Below are 19,794 nucleotides of genomic sequence, written 5' to 3'. Positions count from 1 at the left end.
CTCTCTCCGAGCTCTCCGCCAGGGGAACGCGGTATGCGCGAGGGCGATGGCGTCCAGGTCGGCGTGAGTCGGACCGCGTTGTTGTGCGGGTGGTGCACAGGTCAAGCCGGCCCGGGCGTCCCGTCGACGCCGGGCGCCCGGTGTCTGAACGAGCCAGCATGGTGGCCGCACGCATAGGCGCTCCCCGAACTATGTTGCCCCACCACATGTGCCCCTGAACTGCACCTTCCTACGGTGTGCGAACACCACCCGTCCCCACCGCACACGAGGAAGTGGCGCACATGGCCTCAGCAACCACCGCTCCCCCACCCCCCGCCAGCCTCAAACGCATCGTCGCCGCCAGCCTCATCGGCACCACCATCGAGTGGTACGACTTCTTCCTCTATGGCTCCGCCGCCGCGCTCGTGTTCAACAAGCTGTTCTTCCCGGACTCCGACCCGCTCGTCGGCACTCTGCTGTCGTTCCTGACGTACGCGGTCGGGTTCGCCGCCCGGCCGCTGGGCGCGCTGGTGTTCGGGCACTACGGCGACCGGCTCGGGCGCAAGAAGCTGCTGGTGCTGAGTCTGCTGCTGATGGGCGGTGCGACCTTCGCGATCGGGCTGCTGCCGACGCACGCCTCCATCGGGACGGCCGCGCCGGTGCTGCTCACCGTGCTCCGGCTGGTCCAGGGGTTCGCGCTCGGCGGTGAGTGGGGCGGTGCCGTACTGCTGGTGTCGGAGCACGGAGACGCTCGGCGTCGTGGGTTCTGGGCGTCGTGGCCGCAGACCGGCGCGCCGGCGGGACAACTCCTCGCCACCGGTGTGCTCTCGCTGCTCACGGCCCTGTTGTCGGACGCCGCGTTCGGCAGCTGGGGGTGGCGGGTGCCGTTCCTGCTCTCCGGGGTGCTGGTGATCGTCGGTTTGTGGATTCGTCTGTCTGTCGATGAATCGCCTGTCTTCAAGCAGGCGTTGGCGCAGGCCGAGGCCCGCAAGGCGGACGCGGCGGCGGATGCCGAGAAGCTGCCGATCGTCTCCGTGCTGCGGCACCACTGGCGTGACGTCCTGGTCGCGATGGGGGCGCGCATGGCGGAGAACATCAGCTACTACGTCATCACCGCCTTCATCCTCGTCTACGCCACCACCTCGGCCGGCGTCTCCAAGCAGACCGCGCTGAACGCGGTACTGATCGCCTCGGCCGTGCACTTCGCGGTCATCCCGGCGTGGGGCGCGCTGTCCGACCGGATCGGCCGCCGGCCCGTGTATCTGATCGGTGCGGTCGGCGTCGGGCTGTGGATGTTCCCGTTCTTCTCACTGATCGACACCAGTGGCTTCGGCAACCTGATCCTCGCCGTCACCGTCGGGCTGGTTCTGCACGGGGCCATGTACGCGCCCCAGGCCGCTTTCTTCTCCGAGATGTTCGCGACGCGGATGCGCTACTCCGGTGCCTCGATCGGCGCGCAGTTCGCCTCGGTCGCGGCGGGTGCGCCCGCACCGCTCATCGCCACCGCGCTGCTGTCCGACTACGGCAGTTCCACACCGATCGCCCTGTACGTCATCGCCGCCGCCGTGCTCACGGTCGTCGCGGTCGCGGCGGCCGAGGAGACACGGCACCGGGACCTGGCTGACGCCGACGCCGGCGCCGTGCTTCCCGCCGACCGAGGATCGGACCGGAAGGGCGCGGCCGCGGAGGACGTCCGCACCTCCTGACCGGGAACCTGCGCCCTCCGGCCCCCGTACGCCCCGCGTACGGGGGTCAGTGCGGTGCCGGCGCCGACAAGCGGTGCAGGCGCAGCGCGAGCTGGATCTCCAGGGCCCGGGCCGGGCTCTGCCAGTCGTCGCCGAGGAGGCGCCCGACGCGCTCCAGGCGCTGGGCGACCGTGTTCACGTGGACGTGCAGTTCGTCCTTGGTGCGCGCCGGGCTCATGCCGCAGGTGAAGTACGCGTCGAGGGTGCGCAGCAGTTCCGTGCCGCGTCGCTTGTCGTAGGCGACGACCTCGCCGATGGTGCGGTCGACGAAGCCCGGGATGTCCCCGTCGCCGGCCAGGAGCAGTCCCAGGAAACCGAAGTCCTCGGCGGCCGCCCCGTCCCCGCGGCGGCCGAGGACGCGCAGGGCTTCGAGGCAGCGGCGGGCCTCCGCGTACGCCGTGGTCACCCTCTCGGGGCGGGTGGCGAAGTCCTCGGCGGGGGCGGAGGCACCGACGGTGACCGGTGCGTGGACCGCTGTGCCCAGGTGCCGGGCAGCGCGGCGGGCCAGATCGGTCGCGGTGTCGCCGGGACCGAGGGGCAGCAGCAGGACGGTGCCCCCGTCACGTGCGGCCGCCAGGCCGTGCCGGGTCGCGGCCAGGTGGGACGCCGCCGCCGCCAGACGCCTGCGGGAGTCCGCCTCCTGGTCGGCATCGGTCGTGTCGCCCTCCCGTCGCGCGGTCAGCACCACGTGGCGGGCGTCGAGGTCGGCGTGGAGCCGGGCCGCGCGCTCCCGCAGCAGGCGCGGGTCACGGTCGCGGGCGTCGAGCAAATCGTCGAGCAGTTCGCCGCGCACGCGCTGTTCGGCCTCGGCGGCGGATCTGCGGGCCAGGAGCAGCAGGGAGGTGACCATGGCGGCACGCTCCAGGGTGCGCTGGTCGACGGGGTCGAGCCCGGGGTGCCCGCGCAGCACCAGGGCGCCGAGCACTTCACCGCCGGCGGCGACGGCGGCGATCCAGTCGTCCTCGTGCAGCACCGCGTGGCCCTGGGCGCCGGACTTCTCCAGGGCCTCTGCGGGTGCGGCGGCGGCCTCGGCGAACTCGACCGTACCGTCGAGGATTTCGGAGACCGCGGCGGCCACGTCGTGCACCCCGCCGCCGCGCAGGACGAGTTCGGCGAGCCGGTCGTGCACGTCGGAGGCTCGCTCGATGACGCCGCTGCGGTCCCGGATGATCTCGTTCGCCCGCTCCAGGCCGGCGAGGGCCGACCGGGTCTCGGCGAGCAGGTTGGCGGTGTCGATGGCGGCCGCGGCGAGGGCGGCGAAGGAGCCCAGCAGGGCGATCTGCTCGCGCTCGAAGACCCGGGCGCGGCGGTCCGCGGCGAACAGCACGCCGATGACGTGGTGCCCGAGCGTCAGGGGCACCCCGAGGATGGCCACCAGCCCTTCGTCCCGCACGCCCGCGTCGATGGTGAGGGTGTGCTGGAAACGGTCGTCCTTGAAGTAGTCGTCGGTGACATAGGGGCGCGCCGTCTGTGCGACCAGGCCGCCGAGCCCCTCCCCCATGCCGAGCCGCAGCTGCTGGAACCGGGCCGCGACCGAGCCCTCGGTGACCCGCATGTAGGTGTCGCCGCGTTCCGTGTCGTTCAGGCTGAGGTAGGCGACGTCCGTGCCCAGCAGCGAACGGGCGCGCTGCACGATCGCCTGGAGCACGGCGTCGAGGTCGCGCAACCCGGCGAGGTCGTGGGCGGTCTCGAACAGTGCCGACAGCTCCGCCTCGCGCCGGCGTCGTCCCTCCAGCTCGGCGCGGACGCGCAGGGCGAGCGGCTTGGCCTGCCGGAGCGCGGCGATCCACTCCGCCGGGCGCCCTTCGGCACGCGCGAGCAGCTCCGGCTGCTCATAGGCGTCGGCCGACGCGCCCCGGGCCAGGAGCTCGAGGAACGGCATTTCGGCGGACTGCACGTGATCGCTGGACATGGTCACAGGATTCACCATGTCCGGGCCGCCCTGTCAGCCCTGTGGACAACTCCCCGGGCCGAGCGGACCGGCCGCTCAGTGGGCGGTCCAGCCACCGTCGAGCACGAGTGAGGCACCGGTCACGAAAGACGCCTGCGGGCTGCACAGATAGGCCACCGCCTCGGCGACCTCCTTCGGCTCGATGAGCCGTTTGACGGCACTGTCCTGCAGCAGCACCTCGGACAGGACGCGTTCCTCGGGGATACCGTGTGCCTGGGCCTGGTCGGCGAGCTGCTTCTCGACCAGGGGGGTGCGCACATAGGCGGGGTTCACACAGTTCGAGGTGACACCGTGGGGCGCTCCTTCGAGGGCGGTGGTCTTGGACAGTCCCTCCAGCCCGTGTTTGGCCGCCACATAAGCCGACTTGTACGCCGAGGCGCGCAGCCCGTGCACGGAGGACACGTTCACCACGCGGCCCCATCCCTGCCCGTACATGTGAGGCAGGGCCCCGCGGATGAGCCGGAAAGGTGCCTCCAGCATCACGGTGAGCACCGTGTGGAAGACCTCGGGCGGGAACTCCTCGATGGGGCGCACCAGTTGGAGTCCCGCGTTGTTGACGAGGACGTCGGTGCCCGCGGCGGCGAGTTCGGCGGCGTCCAGGTCGGTGAGGTCGAGGACGTGCGGCTCCACCGTGCCTGCGAGGCCGCGCCCCTGCTCGGCCAGTGCCTCCAGGCCCGCCGCGTCGCGGTCGACGGCTCTCACCTTGGCCCCGGCGGCGGCGAGCCGCAGCGCGCAGGCACGGCCGATGCCACCGGCTGCGCCGGTGACGAGCGCGGTGCGGCCGCCCAGGTCGAGCGGGGATGCGTGGGGAGCCGGATGGGCCCGGGGCGCGGTCATGGTGCGACCCTAGGCAGCGCCAAGCCCCCACCCCATGTGGTCACGCCCCATAGTTCAGCCGGAGGCAGTGGGGTCGAACCATGTGGGGGCGTCCGACAGGGCCTGTTTGATCCGGTGCAGGCCGAACTCGTTCAGCTCGGGCAGGGCGTCGACGTCGAACCAGGCGCCGCCCGGCGACTCGTCGTCGTTGACACGCGCCTCGCCGCCGACAGCCCGGCAGCGGAAGGTGATGTCCGTGTACTGGCAGATGTCGCCGTTCTCGTACGGGACGGGCTCCCGGGCCTGGACGAGGACGACCCGTTCGGCGACGCAGCGTACGGCCGTCTCCTCGTGGACCTCGCGCACCGCGCAGGCGGTGGGCTGTTCCCCGGGGTCGGGGATGCCGCCCAGCACGGGCCACTCGCGGGTGTCGGCGCGGCGGCTGAGCAGCACCCTGCCCTCGTCGTCGAGGACGAGGGCGGTGACACCGGGGAGCCACAGCAGCCGGTGACGGCCGAGGCCCGAAGAGTGCGGTTGAAGTCGGGAGCAGCCATGCGATCGCCCCTGAACGGGCCGCTCATGGCGCCCCGGCGCGATTCAAACGGCGCGCGCCGGGCGTACGGTCACACGTCACCGGCGCGTCGCCCGCGCAGCCCGGCGCCGACGGCCCATCCGAGGCCGCCGGCCGCGACCAGGACGAGGGCGATCTCCGGCAGGATGCCGAGCCGCGTGGCGGGGGTCTGCGAGGAGCGCAGCGGCACCTTCTGCACCAGGGAGTCGGCCACGAACATGCCTGTCTTCTGGGTGATCCTGCCGTCCGGCATGATGATCGCACTGACACCGCTGGTCACCGGTACCGTCACGGTCCGGCTGTGTTCGACCGCGCGCACCCGGGACATGGCGAGCTGCTGGTAGGTCATCTCGCTGCGGTCGAAGGTGGCGTTGTTGCTGGGCACGGAGATCATCTGGGCGCCGTCGGTGACCTCGGAGCGCACCGTCCAGTCGAAGGCGGCCTCGTAGCAGGTGACCAGGCCGACCTTGGCGCCGTCCATGGTGAACACGCCCGGCTCGGTACCCCGGCTGAAGTCCTGGCGGACCATCGCCGTCCAGTTCTTGTTGATCGCGCCGATGAGCGAGCGCAGCGGCAGGTACTCGCCGAACGGCTGGATCTGGCGCTTGTCGTAGGTGTCGACGGGGCCCTTGGCCGGGTCCCAGAGGATCTGCTCGTTGTACAGCTTGCCGTCCCGCTCGACGACACCGCCCACCGAGATGGGCACGCCGATGGACTTCGCGGCGGCGTCGATGACGGCGCGGGCGTCGGGGTTGGCGAAGGGATCGATGTCGGAGGAGTTCTCCGGCCAGAGGACGAAGTCGGGCCGCGCGACCTTGCCGGCCCGGACCTCGGCGGCCAGTCGCTCCGTCTCGCGCACGTGGTAGTCGAGTACGGCCCGGCGCTGGGAGTTGAAGTCGAGGCCGGCGCGCGGCACGTTGCCCTGGATCACCGCGACGGTGGCGGTGCCGTCCTCTGCCGCGTCGCTCACGAGCGGCCGGGCCGCGACGGCGCCCACGACCGGGACGGCCAGGCTCAGCAGGCCCACGGCCGCCGCGGCACGCCGTACCTGACCGGTCCGCCGCCATCGCACGGCCAGCCGGACGACCTCGAACAGTCCGAAGCCGCACAGGACGACCGCGAAGCCGAGCACGGGGGTGCCGCCCACCGCGGCGAGCGGCAGGAACACCCCGTCCGCCTGCCCGAAGGCGACCTTGCCCCAGGGAAAGCCGTGGAAGGGCACGCGCGCGCGTGCCGCCTCGCCGGCGATCCACACGGCCGCCGCCCACACCGGCCGGCCGGGGAGCTTGGACACGGCCGCGACACCCGCGCCGACCGCGGCGACGAACAGGGCCTCGATCGCCACCAGGGCGAGCCAGGGACCCGGCCCCACCTCCACTCCGGTCCACACCAGCAGCGGCAGCAGGAAGCCGAGGCCGAAGAGGTAACCCAGTCCGAGTGCCGGCTTCCAGCCGCGGCCGCGCAGCACCCAGCCGAAGACGGCGAACGCCGGCAGCGCCAGCCACCACAGCGTGCGGGGCGGGAAGGAGACGTAGAGGAGCAGGCCGGAGAGCGCGGCTGCGGCGGCCGGAGCGAGACGGACGAGCCGCTGGGCCCACGTCCGCGCCCCGGGCGCGATCCGCGGCTCCAGCTGGTCCGACTCGCCGACGGAGGTTGCGGTGACGGTCACTCCCGGAGTGTAAGACGCGTGACCTGGGAGCCGACAGCGCGGTCTGCACCGGGGACTCCCCGTTCATTTCGGCACGACACATCCTCAAACCGTCCACCAGCCGTTACGGTGTGCCCAGCCTCAGTCGTGCGGCCCGTGGCGGCTCGTGACGGCGGGGGGTCTTCACAAGTCGGGGGCGACGGTGCGCCGGGGGGCGGGCGGGGTGGGTTCCAGCGGGATGACGTCCGCGTCCGGGTCGGACGCGGACGGCGAGAGACGAATCGTTTCCGACGCGGCCGGTGTCGTGGTGCTGGGTGCCTGCGCCACCTGGTCCCTGGTCACGGCGGCCGTGCACGACGGCAGGCCGGAGGGGGTTCTCCTGGCGGTGCTGGCCGTGGCCGCCGGGTACGCCGCCGGACGGATCAGCGGGGCGCTGCTGCCCGTCGGTGCGCCCTTCGCCGGGGCACTGTCCGGCATCGCGCTGACGGTTGCCGTCCCCCACCTCGCGCCCGGCCCGCAGATCGCCGCGCCCCTGGGACATGCGGGGGCCACCGCCGCCGTACTGACCCTGTCGGCCGGTGCCGCGTGCTGCGCGGCCTGGGCCACGCCGGTACCAGCCGTCCGGTTCGCCCTGCGTCTGCTGGCCGCCGGGACCGCGGTGCTGGCGGTCGTGCTCGGTTCCACCAGCGGCTTCGCGACCTGTCTGGCGGTACTGCTGTGCTCGCTGGCCGCCGGCCGCACCCGTCACCGCGGCGCCGGTACGGCCCTACTGGCCGCGGTCGCCGCCCTGGTCACCGGTCTGGTCTGGGCGGTTGCCGCGCGGACCGTACCGGGGGGCTTCGTGGCGGCTCTGGAGGGGCGGCTGACGCCGCACCGCGTGCGGCTGTGGCAGGACGCATGGCAGCTGCTGGGCGACGACGCCCTGCTGGGGGCCGGGCCGGGCCGCTTCGGCGAACTGAGCACGACGTCCGCCCGGTCCCTGCTGTCCGACGACAAGCCCCACTCGGCGCCCCTGCAGCAGGCGGCGGAGCAGGGGATCGTCGGCGTGGCCCTGCTCGCGGCCGTGTTCGGCTGGGTCCTGTACGCCCTGTGGCGCGGTCCGCGGCCGACCCCGGTGGCGCTCACCGCGGGTGCGGCCCTGACGGCACTCGCCGCGATCGCCGCCGTCGGCAACGCGCTGAGCTTCACGGCGGTGTCCGTCGGAGCGGGCCTGCTGGCGGGCATGGCCACGGCGCGCCCCCTCGCCGACGAATCGTCGAGCCGTACGGCGCGAGGCCCGACGCGTGGAGCCGGTCGCGCCCCGGCGCGGTGACCGCGGACAGCCGGCGTTCGACGCGGTGTGCGTCACCCTCCGATGATCACAGCCGGTGACGAGTGCCGTCGGGCTGCGGTTCAGCGCGCGGGAGCGCCCGGCTTGGTGGGCCGCAGTCGTGCCTCGATCACCCGTACGGCGGCCTCCGCGTCGTCCACGGTGATCGTGAAGGTGTGCCCGTCCCACAGTTCGAGCTCGACGCCCTCGCCGCGTCGTACGACCACCGCGGTGCCCTTCTCGGGCCGCCACCGGTAACCCCAGCCGCCCCAGTGGCGGGGGGTGACGTGGGAGATGTACGTGGCGCCGACCACGCTGGAGAGCGGGATACGGCGGCGGGGCACACCGATGTGGCCGCAGCGCACCTCGAGGTGCTCCTCGTCGACCCGCAGCGCGACGTGCACGAAGGCGAGCGTTCCGAAGAGGACCAGCAGCCCGGCGGCGATGCACCCGACGACGGCCATGACCAGCGGGGCGATGCCGGACGTCCACGCGGAGTCGACGGCCAGCTCGATGCCGAGCGCCATGCAGGCGGCGCCCACGAGCGCCAGCAGCCACTGCACCCGGTTCGTGGCACGGCCGGTCCAGACGTCCGTGTGCGAGTGGTGGGGGGCGTTCTCGCCGTGGCGGTGGTCCCTCATGTCTTTGAGGGTACTCAGATTTCGCTGGGCTGGTACCTCGTGGCGGAGCGTGACTACGCCGGGCGGGCGTGGCACCGATCCGGTTTCGCCGGTGACCGTCGGTGGCCGGTTCTCCGGTCAGCGGGCGGGCGTCGCCGCCTGCAGCAGACGGCCTTCGGCGTAGGCCAGGGCGGGGGCGGGCAACGTCCCCTCGCGTCCGCTGAGCAGCACGGTGAGCGTGCCGGGCGGGGTGGCTCCCGGAGCGGGCTGCCGGCCGAGGCGGCGCAGGGCTTGGGCGGCCACGGCCCCGGCGGAGCCGTGCAGCACGAGGGGCGGGCGGCCGGGGCGCTGGACGGCGGCCCTGATGCGCTCGGCGACCAGTTCGTAGTGGGTGCAGCCGAGGACGACGGTGGTCACCTCGTCCGGGGTGAGGGCGGCGGCCGCGGCGACGGCCCCGTCGATCGCCGCCTCGTCGGCGTGTTCCACGGCCTCGGCGAGGCCCCAGCAGGGCACCTCGGTGACGGGCACGCCACCGGCGAATTCACTGATCAGATTCTGCTGGTAGGGGCTGCCCGTGGTGGCCGGGGTGGCCCAGATGGCCAGGTGACCGCCGCCGGCCGCGGCCGGTTTGATCGCGGGGACGGTGCCGATGACCGGAAGCTCCGGTTCGAAGCGGGCGCGCAAGGCGGTCAGCGCGTGCACGGTCGCGGTGTTGCAGCCGACGATCAGGGCCTCGGGGCGGCGCGCCGCGGCGGCTTCGGCGACGGCCAGGGCGCGTCCGGTCAGGTCCTCGACGGTGCGCGGGCCCCACGGCATGCCGTCGGGGTCCAGGGAGAGCACGAGATCGGCGTCGGGGCGCAGCCGTCGCACCGCGGCGGTGGCCGCCAGCAGACCGATTCCGGAATCCATGAGCGCGATCTTCACCCGATCACGATAGACGATGAGCCGTCCGGAGCAGCGCCGGTGGGGCAGACTGCGCCCGTGAGCGCCGTTGTGTGGACCGCCGCTGGATCACTCCTCGCCTGGTTGTGGCTGCTGCTCTGTCAGGGCTTCTTCTGGCGCACCGATGTGCGACTGCCGCCGCGCCCGGAGCCGGATGTGTGGCCGTCCGTGTGCGTCGTCGTCCCCGCCCGCGACGAGGCGGCCGTGCTGCCCGCCGCGCTGCCGTCGCTGCTCCTGCAGGACTATCCGGGACGGGCGGAGATCTTCCTCGTCGACGACGGCAGCTCGGACGGTACCGGTGATCTGGCGCGCGAGCTGGCACGCCGGCACGGTGGGCTGCCGCTGACGGTGGGGTCGCCGGGCGAGCCTCCGGCGGGCTGGACCGGCAAGCTGTGGGCGGTGCGCCACGGCATCGGGCTGGCACGCGCGCGGGGTCCCGAGTACCTCCTCCTCACGGACGCCGACATCGCACACGCTCCGACCAGTCTGCGGGATCTGGTGGCGGCGGCCCGTTGCGGTGGATACGACGTCGTCTCCCAGATGGCCCGGCTGCGGGTGGAGAGCGTTTGGGAACGGTTCGTCGTGCCGGCGTTCGTCTACTTCTTCGCGCAGCTCTACCCCTTCCGCCGGGTCGCCGCGGCGGGCCGGACGGCGGCCGCGGCCGGGGGCTGCGTCCTGCTGCGGGCGGAGACCGCTGAGCGGGCACAGATCCCGGACGCGATCCGGCACGCCGTGATCGACGACGTGGCGCTCGCCCGGGCCGTCAAGCGCGGCGGCGGTCGCGTCTGGCTCGGGCTCGCCGAGCGGGTGGACAGCGTGCGGCCGTATCCGCGTCTGCACGACCTGTGGCGCATGGTCTCGCGCAGCGCGTACGCCCAGCTGCGGCACAGCCCCCTGCTGCTCGCCGGGACGGTCGCCGGGCTGGCGCTGGTGTACCTGGTCCCGCCCGTGGCGCTCCTGACCGGCCTCGCCGCCGGCAGCACGCCCGCCGCGGTCCTCGGCGGTCTGGCGTGGCTCGTCATGGCGGGGACGTACGTCCCGATGCTCCGCTTCTACCGGCAGCCGCTGTGGCTCGCTCCCCTGCTGCCCTTCACGGCGTTCCTCTATCTCCTCATGACCGTCGACTCCGCGGTGCAGCACTACCGGGGACGGGGTGCGGCCTGGAAGGGCCGCACCTATGCGCGCCCGGACGCCCTGCCCGACGAGGGCTGACGGCCGCCGGAGGGGTCATTTCCGGCCAGGGGTCCAGTTCATGCCCCAGCCGTAGGCGTGGTCGACGGTCCGCTGCGGACTCACCCCGCGCTCGGGCACCAGGTAGCGCGCCTCGCGCCGGACGACCAGGTCGCCTCCGGTGTTGGTGATCAAAGCCAGTGCGCACACGAGCGAGGGAACCGTGCACTCGTCGAGGGAGAACTCGATCGGCGCCCCGTGCTGCGGCCGGAGCGTGACCGAGGCATGCAGATCGGCGAAGGAACGGGCTCCTTCGTAGATGGTGACGAAGACGAGGATGCGCCGGAAGGCGTTCTTGTGGTCGAGGTTGACGGTGAGGTTCTCACCGCTCGACACGGCACCGGTGCGGTCGTCACCGTCGAGGTGGATGTACGGCGGCCGGTGCATCGCTCCGAAGCTGTTGCCGAGGGCCTGGACGACGCCCTTGCTGCCGTCGGTGAGTTCGTACAGCGCGCACAGGTCGAGGTCGAGGTCGGAGTGCATCGCGGTCGGGCGCCCGAACTTGCCGCTCCACCCCGAGAACTGCTTGCGCACCTCCCAGTTGAGGTTCACGTGCAGCGCTCCGGAGGTGCCTCCCTGCTTGGTGAGGGAGACGGACGGGGCCGCCTTGGTGAGCGTCACCTTGGTGAGGCGGACGGGCGTGGGCGGCGCGGCGGGCGGGGGCGGCGCAGCGGGCTGCGGCATGGACGGAGGCGCATACGCGGTGGGCGGCGCGGTTGCCGGCGGCGCCGCGGCGGGGGCCGGTGCCGCCCGCTGCGGTTCGTCCACCGTGATGCCGTAGTCGGTGGCCAGCCCCTCGAGGCCGCTGCTGTAGCCCTGGCCCACGGCGCGGAACTTCCAGGCGCCCTGGCGACGGTAGAACTCGCCCAGCACGAAAGCGGTTTCGGTGGTGGCGCCCGGGTTGTCGAAACGGGCCACCGGCGTGCCCTGGACGGCGTCCTGGACCTCGATGTACAGGCCGGGGACCTGCCCGAAGGTGCCGCCGTCGGCCGATGCGGCGAGGACGACGGTCTCGATGGCGGGTTCCACGCGCGCGAGGTCGACGAGGAGCGTGTCGGTGACCCGGCCCTCGGTGGTGCGCTTGCCCTCGTGCCGGATCGCGCCGGAGGAGTGCGCGGGCTGATTGTAGAAGACGAAGTCCGCGTCGGAGCGGACCTTACCGCTCACCAGCAGCAGAGCGGAGGCGTCGGAGTCGGGCACGCCCGCTCCGGCACGCCATCCCAATTCCACCCGCAACGCGGCCGTCGGCACAGGAGTATTTGAACCTTTCAGCATTTGCATGTCCGCCCCCATTGCGTGTCGCCGCGCCGGGCCCGTCCCGGCCGTCCATCGAGTTTCGTGCGCACAACCTAATTGCTCACCCCGGCGAAGTCCCCGGCGCGACCGCCACGGAGGCCGGCGGCCGACCCCCGGTAACCCGCCCGGAACTCGGCCTTTACACGATCAAGGCGTCGATCGCCGCCCCTTTTTGGCGAGTTCGCTCGCATTGGGGATACCGGGTCACTGCGGACACGGAAAACAACCCTCTTATCGGTCTCCCCAACGAGCACATCGTTGGCTTAACTTATGTGCCATGACCTCCCCCCGCTCCACCTATGGCGGCGGCTACTACTCCGCCTCCTTCCCGGACACCCCGATCTACGACAGGCTCGTCGCCGAGCGGGGCACCCCGCAGATCGCCCCGATCCGGGTGCCCGCCCAGTACGACATGCCGGGCAGCAACCTGCCCGCCCTCCCGTCGGCGCTGCCCGCCCTTCCGGCAGCCCCTTCCCAGCCCGCCTACGGCTATCCGCAGGCGCAGCAGCCCGCCCCGCTGCAGCAGGCGCCCGCGGCGTACATCCCGCAGCAGGCCACCGCTCCGCGCGGCTACCCCGGCCCCCAGCCGCAACAGCCTCGTCCGGCGGCCCCCGCGGGCTACGAGGCGATGCGCCCCGCGGCTCCCCGGCCGGCCCCGGCTCCCTATCAGGATCCGTACAACAGCCAGCAGTACCGCGGGTACTGAGCCGGACTCGGGGGGCTGTCGGTGCCGGCTGGCACGATGGCCCCATGGGGAACGCTCACCTGCACTCGATTCACGTCCATCCGGTCAAGGCGGTCCGGGGCCTGGCGCCCCGGCAGGCCGACGTGGAGCCCTGGGGGCTGGCCGGAGACCGGCGCTGGGTGCTGATCGACGACGGGGGAAAGGTCGTCACACAACGCCGGCAGCCGCGACTCGCGCTCGCCGCCGCCGAGCCGCTGCCCGGTGGCGGCGTCCGCCTGTCCGCGCCGGGCATGCCGCCGCTGACCGTGCCCGTACCCCGGTCCTCGGTCACCGTGCCGGTGGAGATCTTCCGCGACAAGGTCGAGGCGGTCCCGGCCGAGGACGAGGCCGCGCACGCCTGGTTCGGTTCCCACCTCGGCATCGAGGTGCGCCTGGCGCACCTGGACGAGCCGGCCACGCGCAGACCCCTCGCCCCGGAGTACGCGCGGCCCGGTGAGACCGTCTCCTTCGCCGACGGCTTTCCGCTGCTGCTCACCACGACAGCCTCGCTCGACGCCCTCAACTCCCTCATCGCGCAAGGCGATCACGCGGGCGAGGGCCCGCTGCCCATGAACCGCTTCCGGCCGAACGTGGTCGTCACGGGCACCCCCGCGTGGGCCGAGGACGACTGGTCGCTCCTCGCCATCGGGGACGTGCCGTTCCGCGTGGCCAAGACCTGCGGCCGGTGCGTGGTGACCACCACCGACCAGGACACCGGCGAGCGCGGCCACGAGCCCCTGTTCAGCCTGGGACGGCACCGCCGGCTCGACGGCAAGCTGGTCTTCGGCCAGAACCTGGTGCCGCTGTCCCGCGGCACGATCCGGGTCGGGGACCCGCTCACGATCCTCGAATAGCTCTTCGGTCGGAGCGGGAACCGTGCCGCGCGCCTGGGCGTTCGGGCTTGTGTGAGAAATTCGTGAGAGGCCCCGGGAGAGGTGATTTCGCTCTCTCTTCGCCGGGTCCGTGCGTGGGACGGCTCCGCCGGGGAGTATCACGGAGCGGGAAGGGGGGTGCAGGCGGTGCGAGCGATCAGCGGACTCTGGCGCTGGCGGCGCAATCCACTCTGCCGCGCGACCGACCTGGCCGAGGCCTGGGTGGCGCTGGCCGCCCTGCTGTTGATCCTGCTGGTCGCGCCGGTGGCCGGCTCGCTCGTCGGGGGGTCGGCTCAGGACGCGCTGCAGCGCTCGGTGCGCGCGCAGCACGACGCGCGGCATCTGGTGACCGCCACCGTGGTCCGCAAGCTGGACCGCTCCCCGCTGGACTCCGACCCCGAGACCTCGTCGGGCCGGGATCTGCGCAACCGCGTCCTCGCCGACTGGACCGCGCCGGACGGCACCGCGCACCAGGGCCCCGTCCTGGCGGGCCTCAAGGACCCGCAGCAGGGCGACAGGTTCCGGATATGGACCGACCGGCACGGCCGGATGGTGCCCCGCCCGCTGGATTCCGCGACCGCCTCGACGCACGCGCTCCTCGCCGGCGTCGGCACGGCCCTGGCGACGGGCGGTCTCATCGAGGGCTGCAGGCGGCTGATCGTCTGGCGCATGGCCCGCCGCCGGTACGCCCGTTGGGACCAGGCATGGGACAGGGCGGGCCCGGACTGGGGCAGGACGGGCACCGGCAGCTGACGGCCTTCCGGCTCTGGTCAACCCACCACCCGCGCGCACGCTACGGTGGTCCGGCCGAACCGTTCGGCACAACCCGCGCGCGAGCGAGCCTCAGGGACGCGCCGGTGTCGATGCCGCGTACGCGCCCAGGGCCCCGAAGGGCCGGGCTCGGTCGCGGTCACGGCCCCGGCCGGAACGCCCCGAGGGCGGACGAGCCATCAGTACGACCGAGGTGGGGGCACGGCTACACCATGGCACAGGGCACGGTCCAGGTGACGCACACCGGCACGTCGCGGTGGCGGCGCCGCACGGGTGAGTACGCATCGCTCGCCGCCGCCCTGGAGGCCGCGGCCGACGGAGACGTCCTCACCGTCGCGCCCGGCACCTACCGGGAGAACCTCGTCCTGCAGCGCGCGGTGACACTGCGCGGCCCCGAGGGCTCCCCCGGCTCGGTGCGGATCGCGCCCGTGGACGGCGTGCCGCTGACCGTGCGTGCCTCTGCGGTGGTGCAGGACCTGCACGTGGAGGGCCAGGACGCGGCCGCCCCCGCCGTGCTGGTGGAGGAGGGCACCCCGGAGCTGCGGGACGTGCGGGTCGTGACGCGGTCGGCGGCCGGGATCGAGGTGCGCGGCAGCGCCCGGCCCACGGTGCGGCGCTGCGCGGTGGACAACCCGGCGGGCATCGGCATCGCCGTGGTCGACGGCGCGGGCGGGGTGTTCGAAGAGTGCGAGGTCGTCGCGGCCGGACAGGCGGGAGTGGCGGTGCGCGGCGGCGCCCACCCGCGCCTGGAGCGCTGCCGGGTGCATCACACCTCGGGCGCCGGCCTGTCGGCGACCGGGGAGAACTCGGCGCTGGAGGCCGTGGGCTGCGAGGTGTACGAAGTCCGGGGCAGCGGGGTGCAGATCACCGGCCGGGCCACCGCGCACCTCACCGACTGCGATGTGCACCGCACGACATCCGACGGGGTCACACTCGACACCGACGCGGTGCTGACCCTCGCCGACTGCCGTATCCACGACATCCCGGAGAACGCGGTCGACCTGCGTTCCCGTTCCGTTCTCACCCTGACCCGCACCACCGTGCGGCAGTTCGGGCGCAACGGCCTGTCGGTGTGGGACCCGGGCACACGCGTGGACGCCAACCAGTGCGAGATCTTCGACAGCACGGGCGACTACCCGGCGGTGTGGGTCAGCGACGGCGCCACCGCCGTACTGGACTCCTGCCGGGTGCACGACGTGCCGGACGCGCTGTTCGTCCTCGACCGCGGTTCGCGTGCCGACGTCGTCGACACCGACCTGTCGCAGGTGCGCAACACGGCCGTGTCGGTGAGCGACGGCGCGACCGCGCAGCTCGACGACTGCCGGATCCGGGACGCGGCGACGGGCGCCTGGTTCCGCGACCACGGCAGCGGCGGCACGCTCAGCGGCTGCACGGTGGACGGCACCCAGACCGGCGTGATCGTCACCAAGGGCGCCGACCCCACCGTGGAGCGCTGCACGATCGACTCCCCCGCGGAAGCCGGTGTCTATGTCTCGGCCGGCGGCCGGGGAAGCTTCCTCAACTGCCGGGTGACGGGCAGCGGCGGCTACGGCTTCCACGTCATCGACGGCAGCCGCACGACGCTGCGGAAGTGCCGCACGGAGCGGTGCGCGCGCGGGGGTTACGAGTTCGCGGACAGCGGCGCCGACGGGGCGTCCGGGGCGGGCCCGCTCGTCGAGGACTGCACGAGCGACGAGAGCGCGGGGCTGCGGACGCCCGCGGCGCGGGAGACGGCCGTGCAGACGGTGAGCCACTCCTCCGGCCTGCTGGGCGCGCTCCCGGGGCCGCGCACCGAACCTGAGCCTCCGGCGCCGGTCGCCGAGCCCGAGCAGCCGGCCCGGACCTCCAAGGACGTCCTCGGTGAACTGGACGCGCTGGTGGGCCTGGAGAGCGTCAAGCGCGAGGTGCGCGCCCTGACCGACATGATCGAGGTCGGCCGGCGCCGTCAGCAGGCCGGTCTGAAGGCGGCCTCGGTCAAGCGGCATCTGGTCTTCACCGGCTCCCCCGGCACCGGCAAGACGACCGTCGCGCGGCTCTACGGCGAGATCCTCGCCTCCCTCGGCGTGCTGGAGAAGGGCCACCTGGTGGAGGTGTCCCGGGTCGACCTGGTCGGCGAGCACATCGGCTCGACGGCGATCCGCACCCAGGAGGCCTTCGAGAAGGCGCGCGGCGGCGTGCTGTTCATCGACGAGGCGTACGCGCTGTCCCCGGAGGACGCGGGGCGTGACTTCGGCAAGGAGGCCATCGACACGCTGGTGAAGCTGATGGAGGACCACCGGGACGCGGTCGTGGTGATCGTCGCGGGCTACACGGCAGAGATGGAGCGCTTCCTGTCGGTCAACCCGGGCGTGGCGTCCCGCTTCTCACGAACCATCACCTTCAGCGACTACGGCCCCGAGGATCTGCTGCGGATCGTGGAGCAGCAGGCCGAGGAGCACGAGTACCGGCTCGCGCCGGGCGCCACGGAGGCCTTGCGCGAGTACTTCACGGTGCTCCCCAAGGGCCCGGCGTTCGGCAACGGCCGTACCGCGCGGCAGACGTTCGAGGCGATGGTCGAGCGGCATGCGAGCCGGGTCGCCCAGCTCCCGGAGCCGAGCAAGGACGACCTGACGCTGCTCTTCGCCGAGGATCTGCCCGAGCTGCTCTGAGGATCCGCCTAGGCAGCGGGCGGCTCGGGCTGGTGGCGTGGCGAAGGCAGCTCCGGATGTTCCGAGCGTCGCCCTGGAGGCTCCGTCGGCACCTCCGAGGGCTCCGAAGGCGCCTCGGGCCGCAGCCGGGCGAGCAGGGCGCGGCGCTCCTCGGCGAACACCGGGTCCGCCTGGTAGTCGGAGTGCCCGAGGATCGGTGCCGGCAGCGGCAGCAGGTCGGTGCGGCCGTAGGCGAGGGGGTCCATCAGAGGGGCGTGGTCGACCTGGGGACCGCGCTCGCCGGGCAGGTGCATCGGGCCGCCGATGGGGTCGGTGAGCCGGTAGAGGTTGCGCCAGCAGTCGACGTCCCGGTGCAGGGAGCTGAGTGCGGCGGGCCCGAAGTGGGCCGGGAACCAGCGGCCGTAGAGGCGCTCCAGAGGGGAGCCGTAGGTCAGGAGCGCGACGCGCTTGCGGGCGGACGGGGCGAGTTGCCAGGCCGCGGCGGCGGCGAGGACGCTGCCCTGCGAGTGCCCGGAGATGACCAGCCGCCCGCCGGTGGCGCGGGTCCAGGTCGCCATCCGCCAGGTCAGGTCGGGCACGGCTCGCTCGGCGTAGCAGGGCGGGGCGAAGGGGTGGGAGGCGCGTGGCCAGAAGGTGCCGACGTCCCACAGGATGCCGATCGTGCGGCGGGCCGCGGCGTCCTTGTAGGCGCGCCGGCCCCAGGTGACGAAGAGTATGAAGCCGAGGCCGATCAGCCAGGAGCCGAGGGCCTGGGAGGTCTCGGCGGCGCCGTGGAGGACGGGGTAGGTGCCCTGCGCGGCCTCGCCCGGGGTCTCGTCGGTGGCCAGGGCGCCCACGAGGGCTCCGGCGCCGAGCAGCAGGGTGACCCCGGAGGTGACGGCGACGACGCGGGGTCCCCGGTCGGTGAGCGAGGCCATCGCACGGGTGTAGGCGATACGGCGGGTGCGGGCGCGGTCCTGGTGTTCGTCCGGGTAGTCGAGTGCCACGGCGGTGCGCTCGGCGCGGACCAGCTGCCAGGCGCGGTGGGCCAGCCAGCCGAAGAGCCCCAGCAGGACGACGAGCAGCGGCGGGATCACGGACGCCTGCCAGGTCAGCAGCACCGGCGGGCCCTGGATGGACGCCCCGGTGCCGTCCAGCCAGTCGGACACCCGCTGGGAGACGCCGCCGGACATCACCCCGCCGAGCGCGCAGGCCAACATCGCCACCGCGGGCCCGCCCAGGCCCCGCAGCACCGCACGGCGGTCGGGGTCCGTGTGGTGCAGGACGTGGGCGACGATCCCGAGGACGATCACGAGCAGCCCCTGGACCAGGGCGATCCCGCCGAAGGTCGTGTCACCCGGCAGCCGGCCCTCCGACGTCCACCCCGGGCGCTCCCACCCGGCGTACACCACGGCGAGGGCGAGCAGGACGAGCGCGGCGAGCGGCAGGCGTCGTACGAACCCCTCGTCGAGTTTCCGGTCCAGCCGTCTCTCGCTGCGGCCGCGGCGGCACACCACCCACACCACGGCGACCGCGCAGAGCACGAGGGCCGCTTCCAGGATCAGCCCCAGGGTGCCGAGCACGGCGGGGCCGCCGGGGCGGCGGTCGTGGCGGGCGGCGGCGCTGCCGACGGCGGCGGCGACCGTGATCAGGCCGGCGGCGGTGTGCGCGGCGCGCAGCCGGGCCACCAGCCGGCGCCCGTACCAGAACCCGGGCCGGCCGAGGGCGGTCGGGCCGCCATCCGCTTCGGGCCCAGGGGCACGTTCGATGGGCTGCTGGGACTCGTAGTCGCTCCAGGTGCGCCGGGACAGGTACCACAGCAGGACGGTCAGGGCGGTGGGCACGGCGGCGGCGAGGGCGAGCCGGCGGCCGGGGGCGCTCCACCAGCCGCCGTCCGAGACGGTGGGGGACAGGAAGCCCAGCCAGGAGTGCCGGTCGGCGCACGCGGCGGTGCCCGCGCACTGCCAGGCCGCCAGGTCGAGGGCGACCTCGCAGGCCGCCGCGACGAGCAGCACTGTCAGGGTGAGTCCCGCGAGCCGCACCAGCAGGCCGTACAGCCGTACGGTTCGGCGGCGGCCGTGGGCTGTGGGGCGCATCCAGTGGGCCAGGTTGACGACCATGAACGGCAGCAGCAACAGCCACAGGGCTCGGGTGCCGTTGCCGGAGGTGAGGTTGCACCAGACGTAGGCCTCGGGCACCGGCCCGTCGCGGCGGCGGTCGCCGGGGCTGTGCTCGGCGTCGACGTCGTCGGCGCGCCGGAAGACGGCCGCGGTGTGGTCGCCGGTGATCCGCACCGTCCGCGGATCGTTGAGCATTTCCTGCGGCGTGGTGCCGCCCACGCCGTGGACCAGGAGCTCCAGGGCGGTTCCGCTTTCGCCGCGCCCCGCGGCGGGACCGTCCGGTCCGCCGGTCGACGCTTTCCCCTGCGCGTGTTCCACTGATTCGCACTTCCCCCGTGACACGCCGTCGGCTCTGTCCGTGCGGGCACAAGGATCTCCACTTCCGCGGCGCGGCACACCCCCTGTCACCGAATCTCCCCGATCTGTGATGAAGCGGAGCCGGGAGAGGAGCGAGCGGGTGGCACGGGCGCGACGAGCGGTCGGTGGCACTGTCCGCCCCTCGACATGCGAGGATGGGGCGTCCTCGCATCACGGCCGGGAAGAATGTCCTGGTAAGAGCCGGTATGCGCGGGG

General features: G+C 73.3%; 14 protein-coding genes and 1 pseudogene. 7 read left to right on the top strand and 8 right to left on the bottom strand.

The genetic code is table 11. The features are described 5' to 3' along the window. Window positions 1-281: 281 nt before the first annotated feature. Entirely contained in the window at window positions 282-1,685 is a 1,404-nt protein-coding gene (locus tag ABTX60_RS26965) for an MFS transporter (RefSeq protein ID WP_352099588.1), read from the top strand. Between the two features lie 46 nt (window positions 1,686-1,731). Here the strand turns inward: ABTX60_RS26965 and ABTX60_RS26960 are convergent, their stop codons facing one another. The 4 genes and pseudogenes from ABTX60_RS26960 to lnt all read right to left on the bottom strand — a co-directional run bounded on the left by ABTX60_RS26960 (window position 1,732) and on the right by lnt (window position 6,731). Next, window positions 1,732-3,636 (bottom strand): helix-turn-helix domain-containing protein, encoded by a 1,905-nt coding sequence (locus ABTX60_RS26960; RefSeq protein WP_352099587.1) that lies wholly within the window; start codon window positions 3,634-3,636, stop codon window positions 1,732-1,734. 75 nt (window positions 3,637-3,711) lie between these two features. Beyond that, window positions 3,712-4,512 (bottom strand): 3-hydroxybutyrate dehydrogenase, encoded by an 801-nt coding sequence (locus ABTX60_RS26955; protein WP_352099586.1) that lies wholly within the window; start codon window positions 4,510-4,512, stop codon window positions 3,712-3,714. Between the two features lie 54 nt (window positions 4,513-4,566). Then, window positions 4,567-5,045: pseudogene (locus tag ABTX60_RS26950) on the bottom strand (NUDIX hydrolase). 69 nt (window positions 5,046-5,114) lie between these two features. Further along, a complete protein-coding gene (gene lnt / locus ABTX60_RS26945) occupies window positions 5,115-6,731 on the bottom strand; it encodes an apolipoprotein N-acyltransferase (RefSeq protein ID WP_352099585.1) in 1,617 nt (538 codons plus the stop codon). A gap of 217 nt (window positions 6,732-6,948) precedes the next feature. Between lnt and ABTX60_RS26940 the strand changes: the two genes are divergently transcribed. Then, on the top strand, window positions 6,949-8,022 hold the full coding sequence (locus ABTX60_RS26940) for an O-antigen ligase family protein (protein ID WP_352099584.1): 1,074 nt from the start codon (window positions 6,949-6,951) through the stop codon (window positions 8,020-8,022). An 80-nt stretch (window positions 8,023-8,102) separates the two neighbouring features. Here ABTX60_RS26940 and ABTX60_RS26935 read toward each other — a convergent pair whose 3' ends face one another. Together ABTX60_RS26935 and ABTX60_RS26930 are read right to left on the bottom strand one after the other, a co-directional pair. Then, window positions 8,103-8,660, bottom strand: a complete 558-nt coding sequence (locus ABTX60_RS26935; protein ID WP_352099583.1) for a hypothetical protein — start codon at window positions 8,658-8,660, stop codon at window positions 8,103-8,105. 117 nt (window positions 8,661-8,777) lie between these two features. Then, a complete protein-coding gene (locus ABTX60_RS26930; RefSeq protein WP_352099582.1) occupies window positions 8,778-9,563 on the bottom strand; it encodes a glutamate racemase in 786 nt (261 codons plus the stop codon). Between the two features lie 39 nt (window positions 9,564-9,602). On the opposite strand from ABTX60_RS26930, the gene ABTX60_RS26925 reads away from it, so the two are divergent. Continuing rightward, window positions 9,603-10,793, top strand: coding sequence for a glycosyltransferase (locus tag ABTX60_RS26925; RefSeq protein WP_502992402.1), 1,191 nt, complete (start codon window positions 9,603-9,605; stop codon window positions 10,791-10,793). 15 nt (window positions 10,794-10,808) lie between these two features. On the opposite strand, the gene ABTX60_RS26920 is transcribed toward ABTX60_RS26925, so the two are convergent. Beyond that, window positions 10,809-12,086 carry a TerD family protein gene (locus tag ABTX60_RS26920; protein ID WP_352099604.1) on the bottom strand — a complete coding sequence of 426 codons (1,278 nt, stop codon included), beginning with the start codon at window positions 12,084-12,086 and terminating at the stop codon, window positions 10,809-10,811. A gap of 298 nt (window positions 12,087-12,384) precedes the next feature. Here ABTX60_RS26920 and ABTX60_RS26915 point away from each other — a divergent pair, with 298 nt between their 5' ends. The 4 genes from ABTX60_RS26915 to ABTX60_RS26900 all read left to right on the top strand — a co-directional run bounded on the left by ABTX60_RS26915 (window position 12,385) and on the right by ABTX60_RS26900 (window position 17,122). Continuing rightward, window positions 12,385-12,813 (top strand): DUF6643 family protein, encoded by a 429-nt coding sequence (locus tag ABTX60_RS26915; protein WP_351640038.1) that lies wholly within the window; start codon window positions 12,385-12,387, stop codon window positions 12,811-12,813. A 44-nt stretch (window positions 12,814-12,857) separates the two neighbouring features. Beyond that, window positions 12,858-13,685, top strand: a complete 828-nt coding sequence (locus tag ABTX60_RS26910; RefSeq protein WP_352099580.1) for an MOSC domain-containing protein — start codon at window positions 12,858-12,860, stop codon at window positions 13,683-13,685. A gap of 165 nt (window positions 13,686-13,850) precedes the next feature. Then, window positions 13,851-14,456 (top strand): Rv1733c family protein, encoded by a 606-nt coding sequence (locus ABTX60_RS26905; protein ID WP_352099579.1) that lies wholly within the window; start codon window positions 13,851-13,853, stop codon window positions 14,454-14,456. 230 nt (window positions 14,457-14,686) lie between these two features. Next, entirely contained in the window at window positions 14,687-17,122 is a 2,436-nt protein-coding gene (locus tag ABTX60_RS26900; protein WP_352099578.1) for a right-handed parallel beta-helix repeat-containing protein, read from the top strand. Between the two features lie 8 nt (window positions 17,123-17,130). On the opposite strand, the gene ABTX60_RS26895 is transcribed toward ABTX60_RS26900, so the two are convergent. Next, complete coding sequence (locus ABTX60_RS26895) at window positions 17,131-19,539, bottom strand: hypothetical protein (RefSeq protein WP_352099577.1); 2,409 nt, start codon at window positions 19,537-19,539, stop codon at window positions 17,131-17,133. Between the last annotated feature and the right edge of the window lie 255 nt (window positions 19,540-19,794).

The organism is Streptomyces sp. NPDC126510, assembly GCF_040302345.1.
GTDB lineage: Bacteria > Actinomycetota > Actinomycetes > Streptomycetales > Streptomycetaceae > Streptomyces.
The sequence above is the reverse complement of the archived record's forward strand: the minus strand, read 5'-3'. Positions and strand labels throughout refer to the sequence as shown.

Coding starts and splice junctions, on each gene's coding strand:
- ABTX60_RS26965 (WP_352099588.1), top strand. CDS start 282: ATGGCCTCAGCAACCACCGCTCCCCCACCCCCCGCCAGCCTCAAACGC.
- ABTX60_RS26960 (WP_352099587.1), bottom strand. CDS start 3,636: ATGTCCAGCGATCACGTGCAGTCCGCCGAAATGCCGTTCCTCGAGCTC.
- ABTX60_RS26955 (WP_352099586.1), bottom strand. CDS start 4,512: ATGACCGCGCCCCGGGCCCATCCGGCTCCCCACGCATCCCCGCTCGAC.
- ABTX60_RS26940 (WP_352099584.1), top strand. CDS start 6,949: ATGACGTCCGCGTCCGGGTCGGACGCGGACGGCGAGAGACGAATCGTT.
- ABTX60_RS26935 (WP_352099583.1), bottom strand. CDS start 8,660: ATGAGGGACCACCGCCACGGCGAGAACGCCCCCCACCACTCGCACACG.
- ABTX60_RS26920 (WP_352099604.1), bottom strand. CDS start 12,086: ATGCTGAAAGGTTCAAATACTCCTGTGCCGACGGCCGCGTTGCGGGTG.
- ABTX60_RS26915 (WP_351640038.1), top strand. CDS start 12,385: ATGACCTCCCCCCGCTCCACCTATGGCGGCGGCTACTACTCCGCCTCC.
- ABTX60_RS26910 (WP_352099580.1), top strand. CDS start 12,858: ATGGGGAACGCTCACCTGCACTCGATTCACGTCCATCCGGTCAAGGCG.
- ABTX60_RS26900 (WP_352099578.1), top strand. CDS start 14,687: ATGGCACAGGGCACGGTCCAGGTGACGCACACCGGCACGTCGCGGTGG.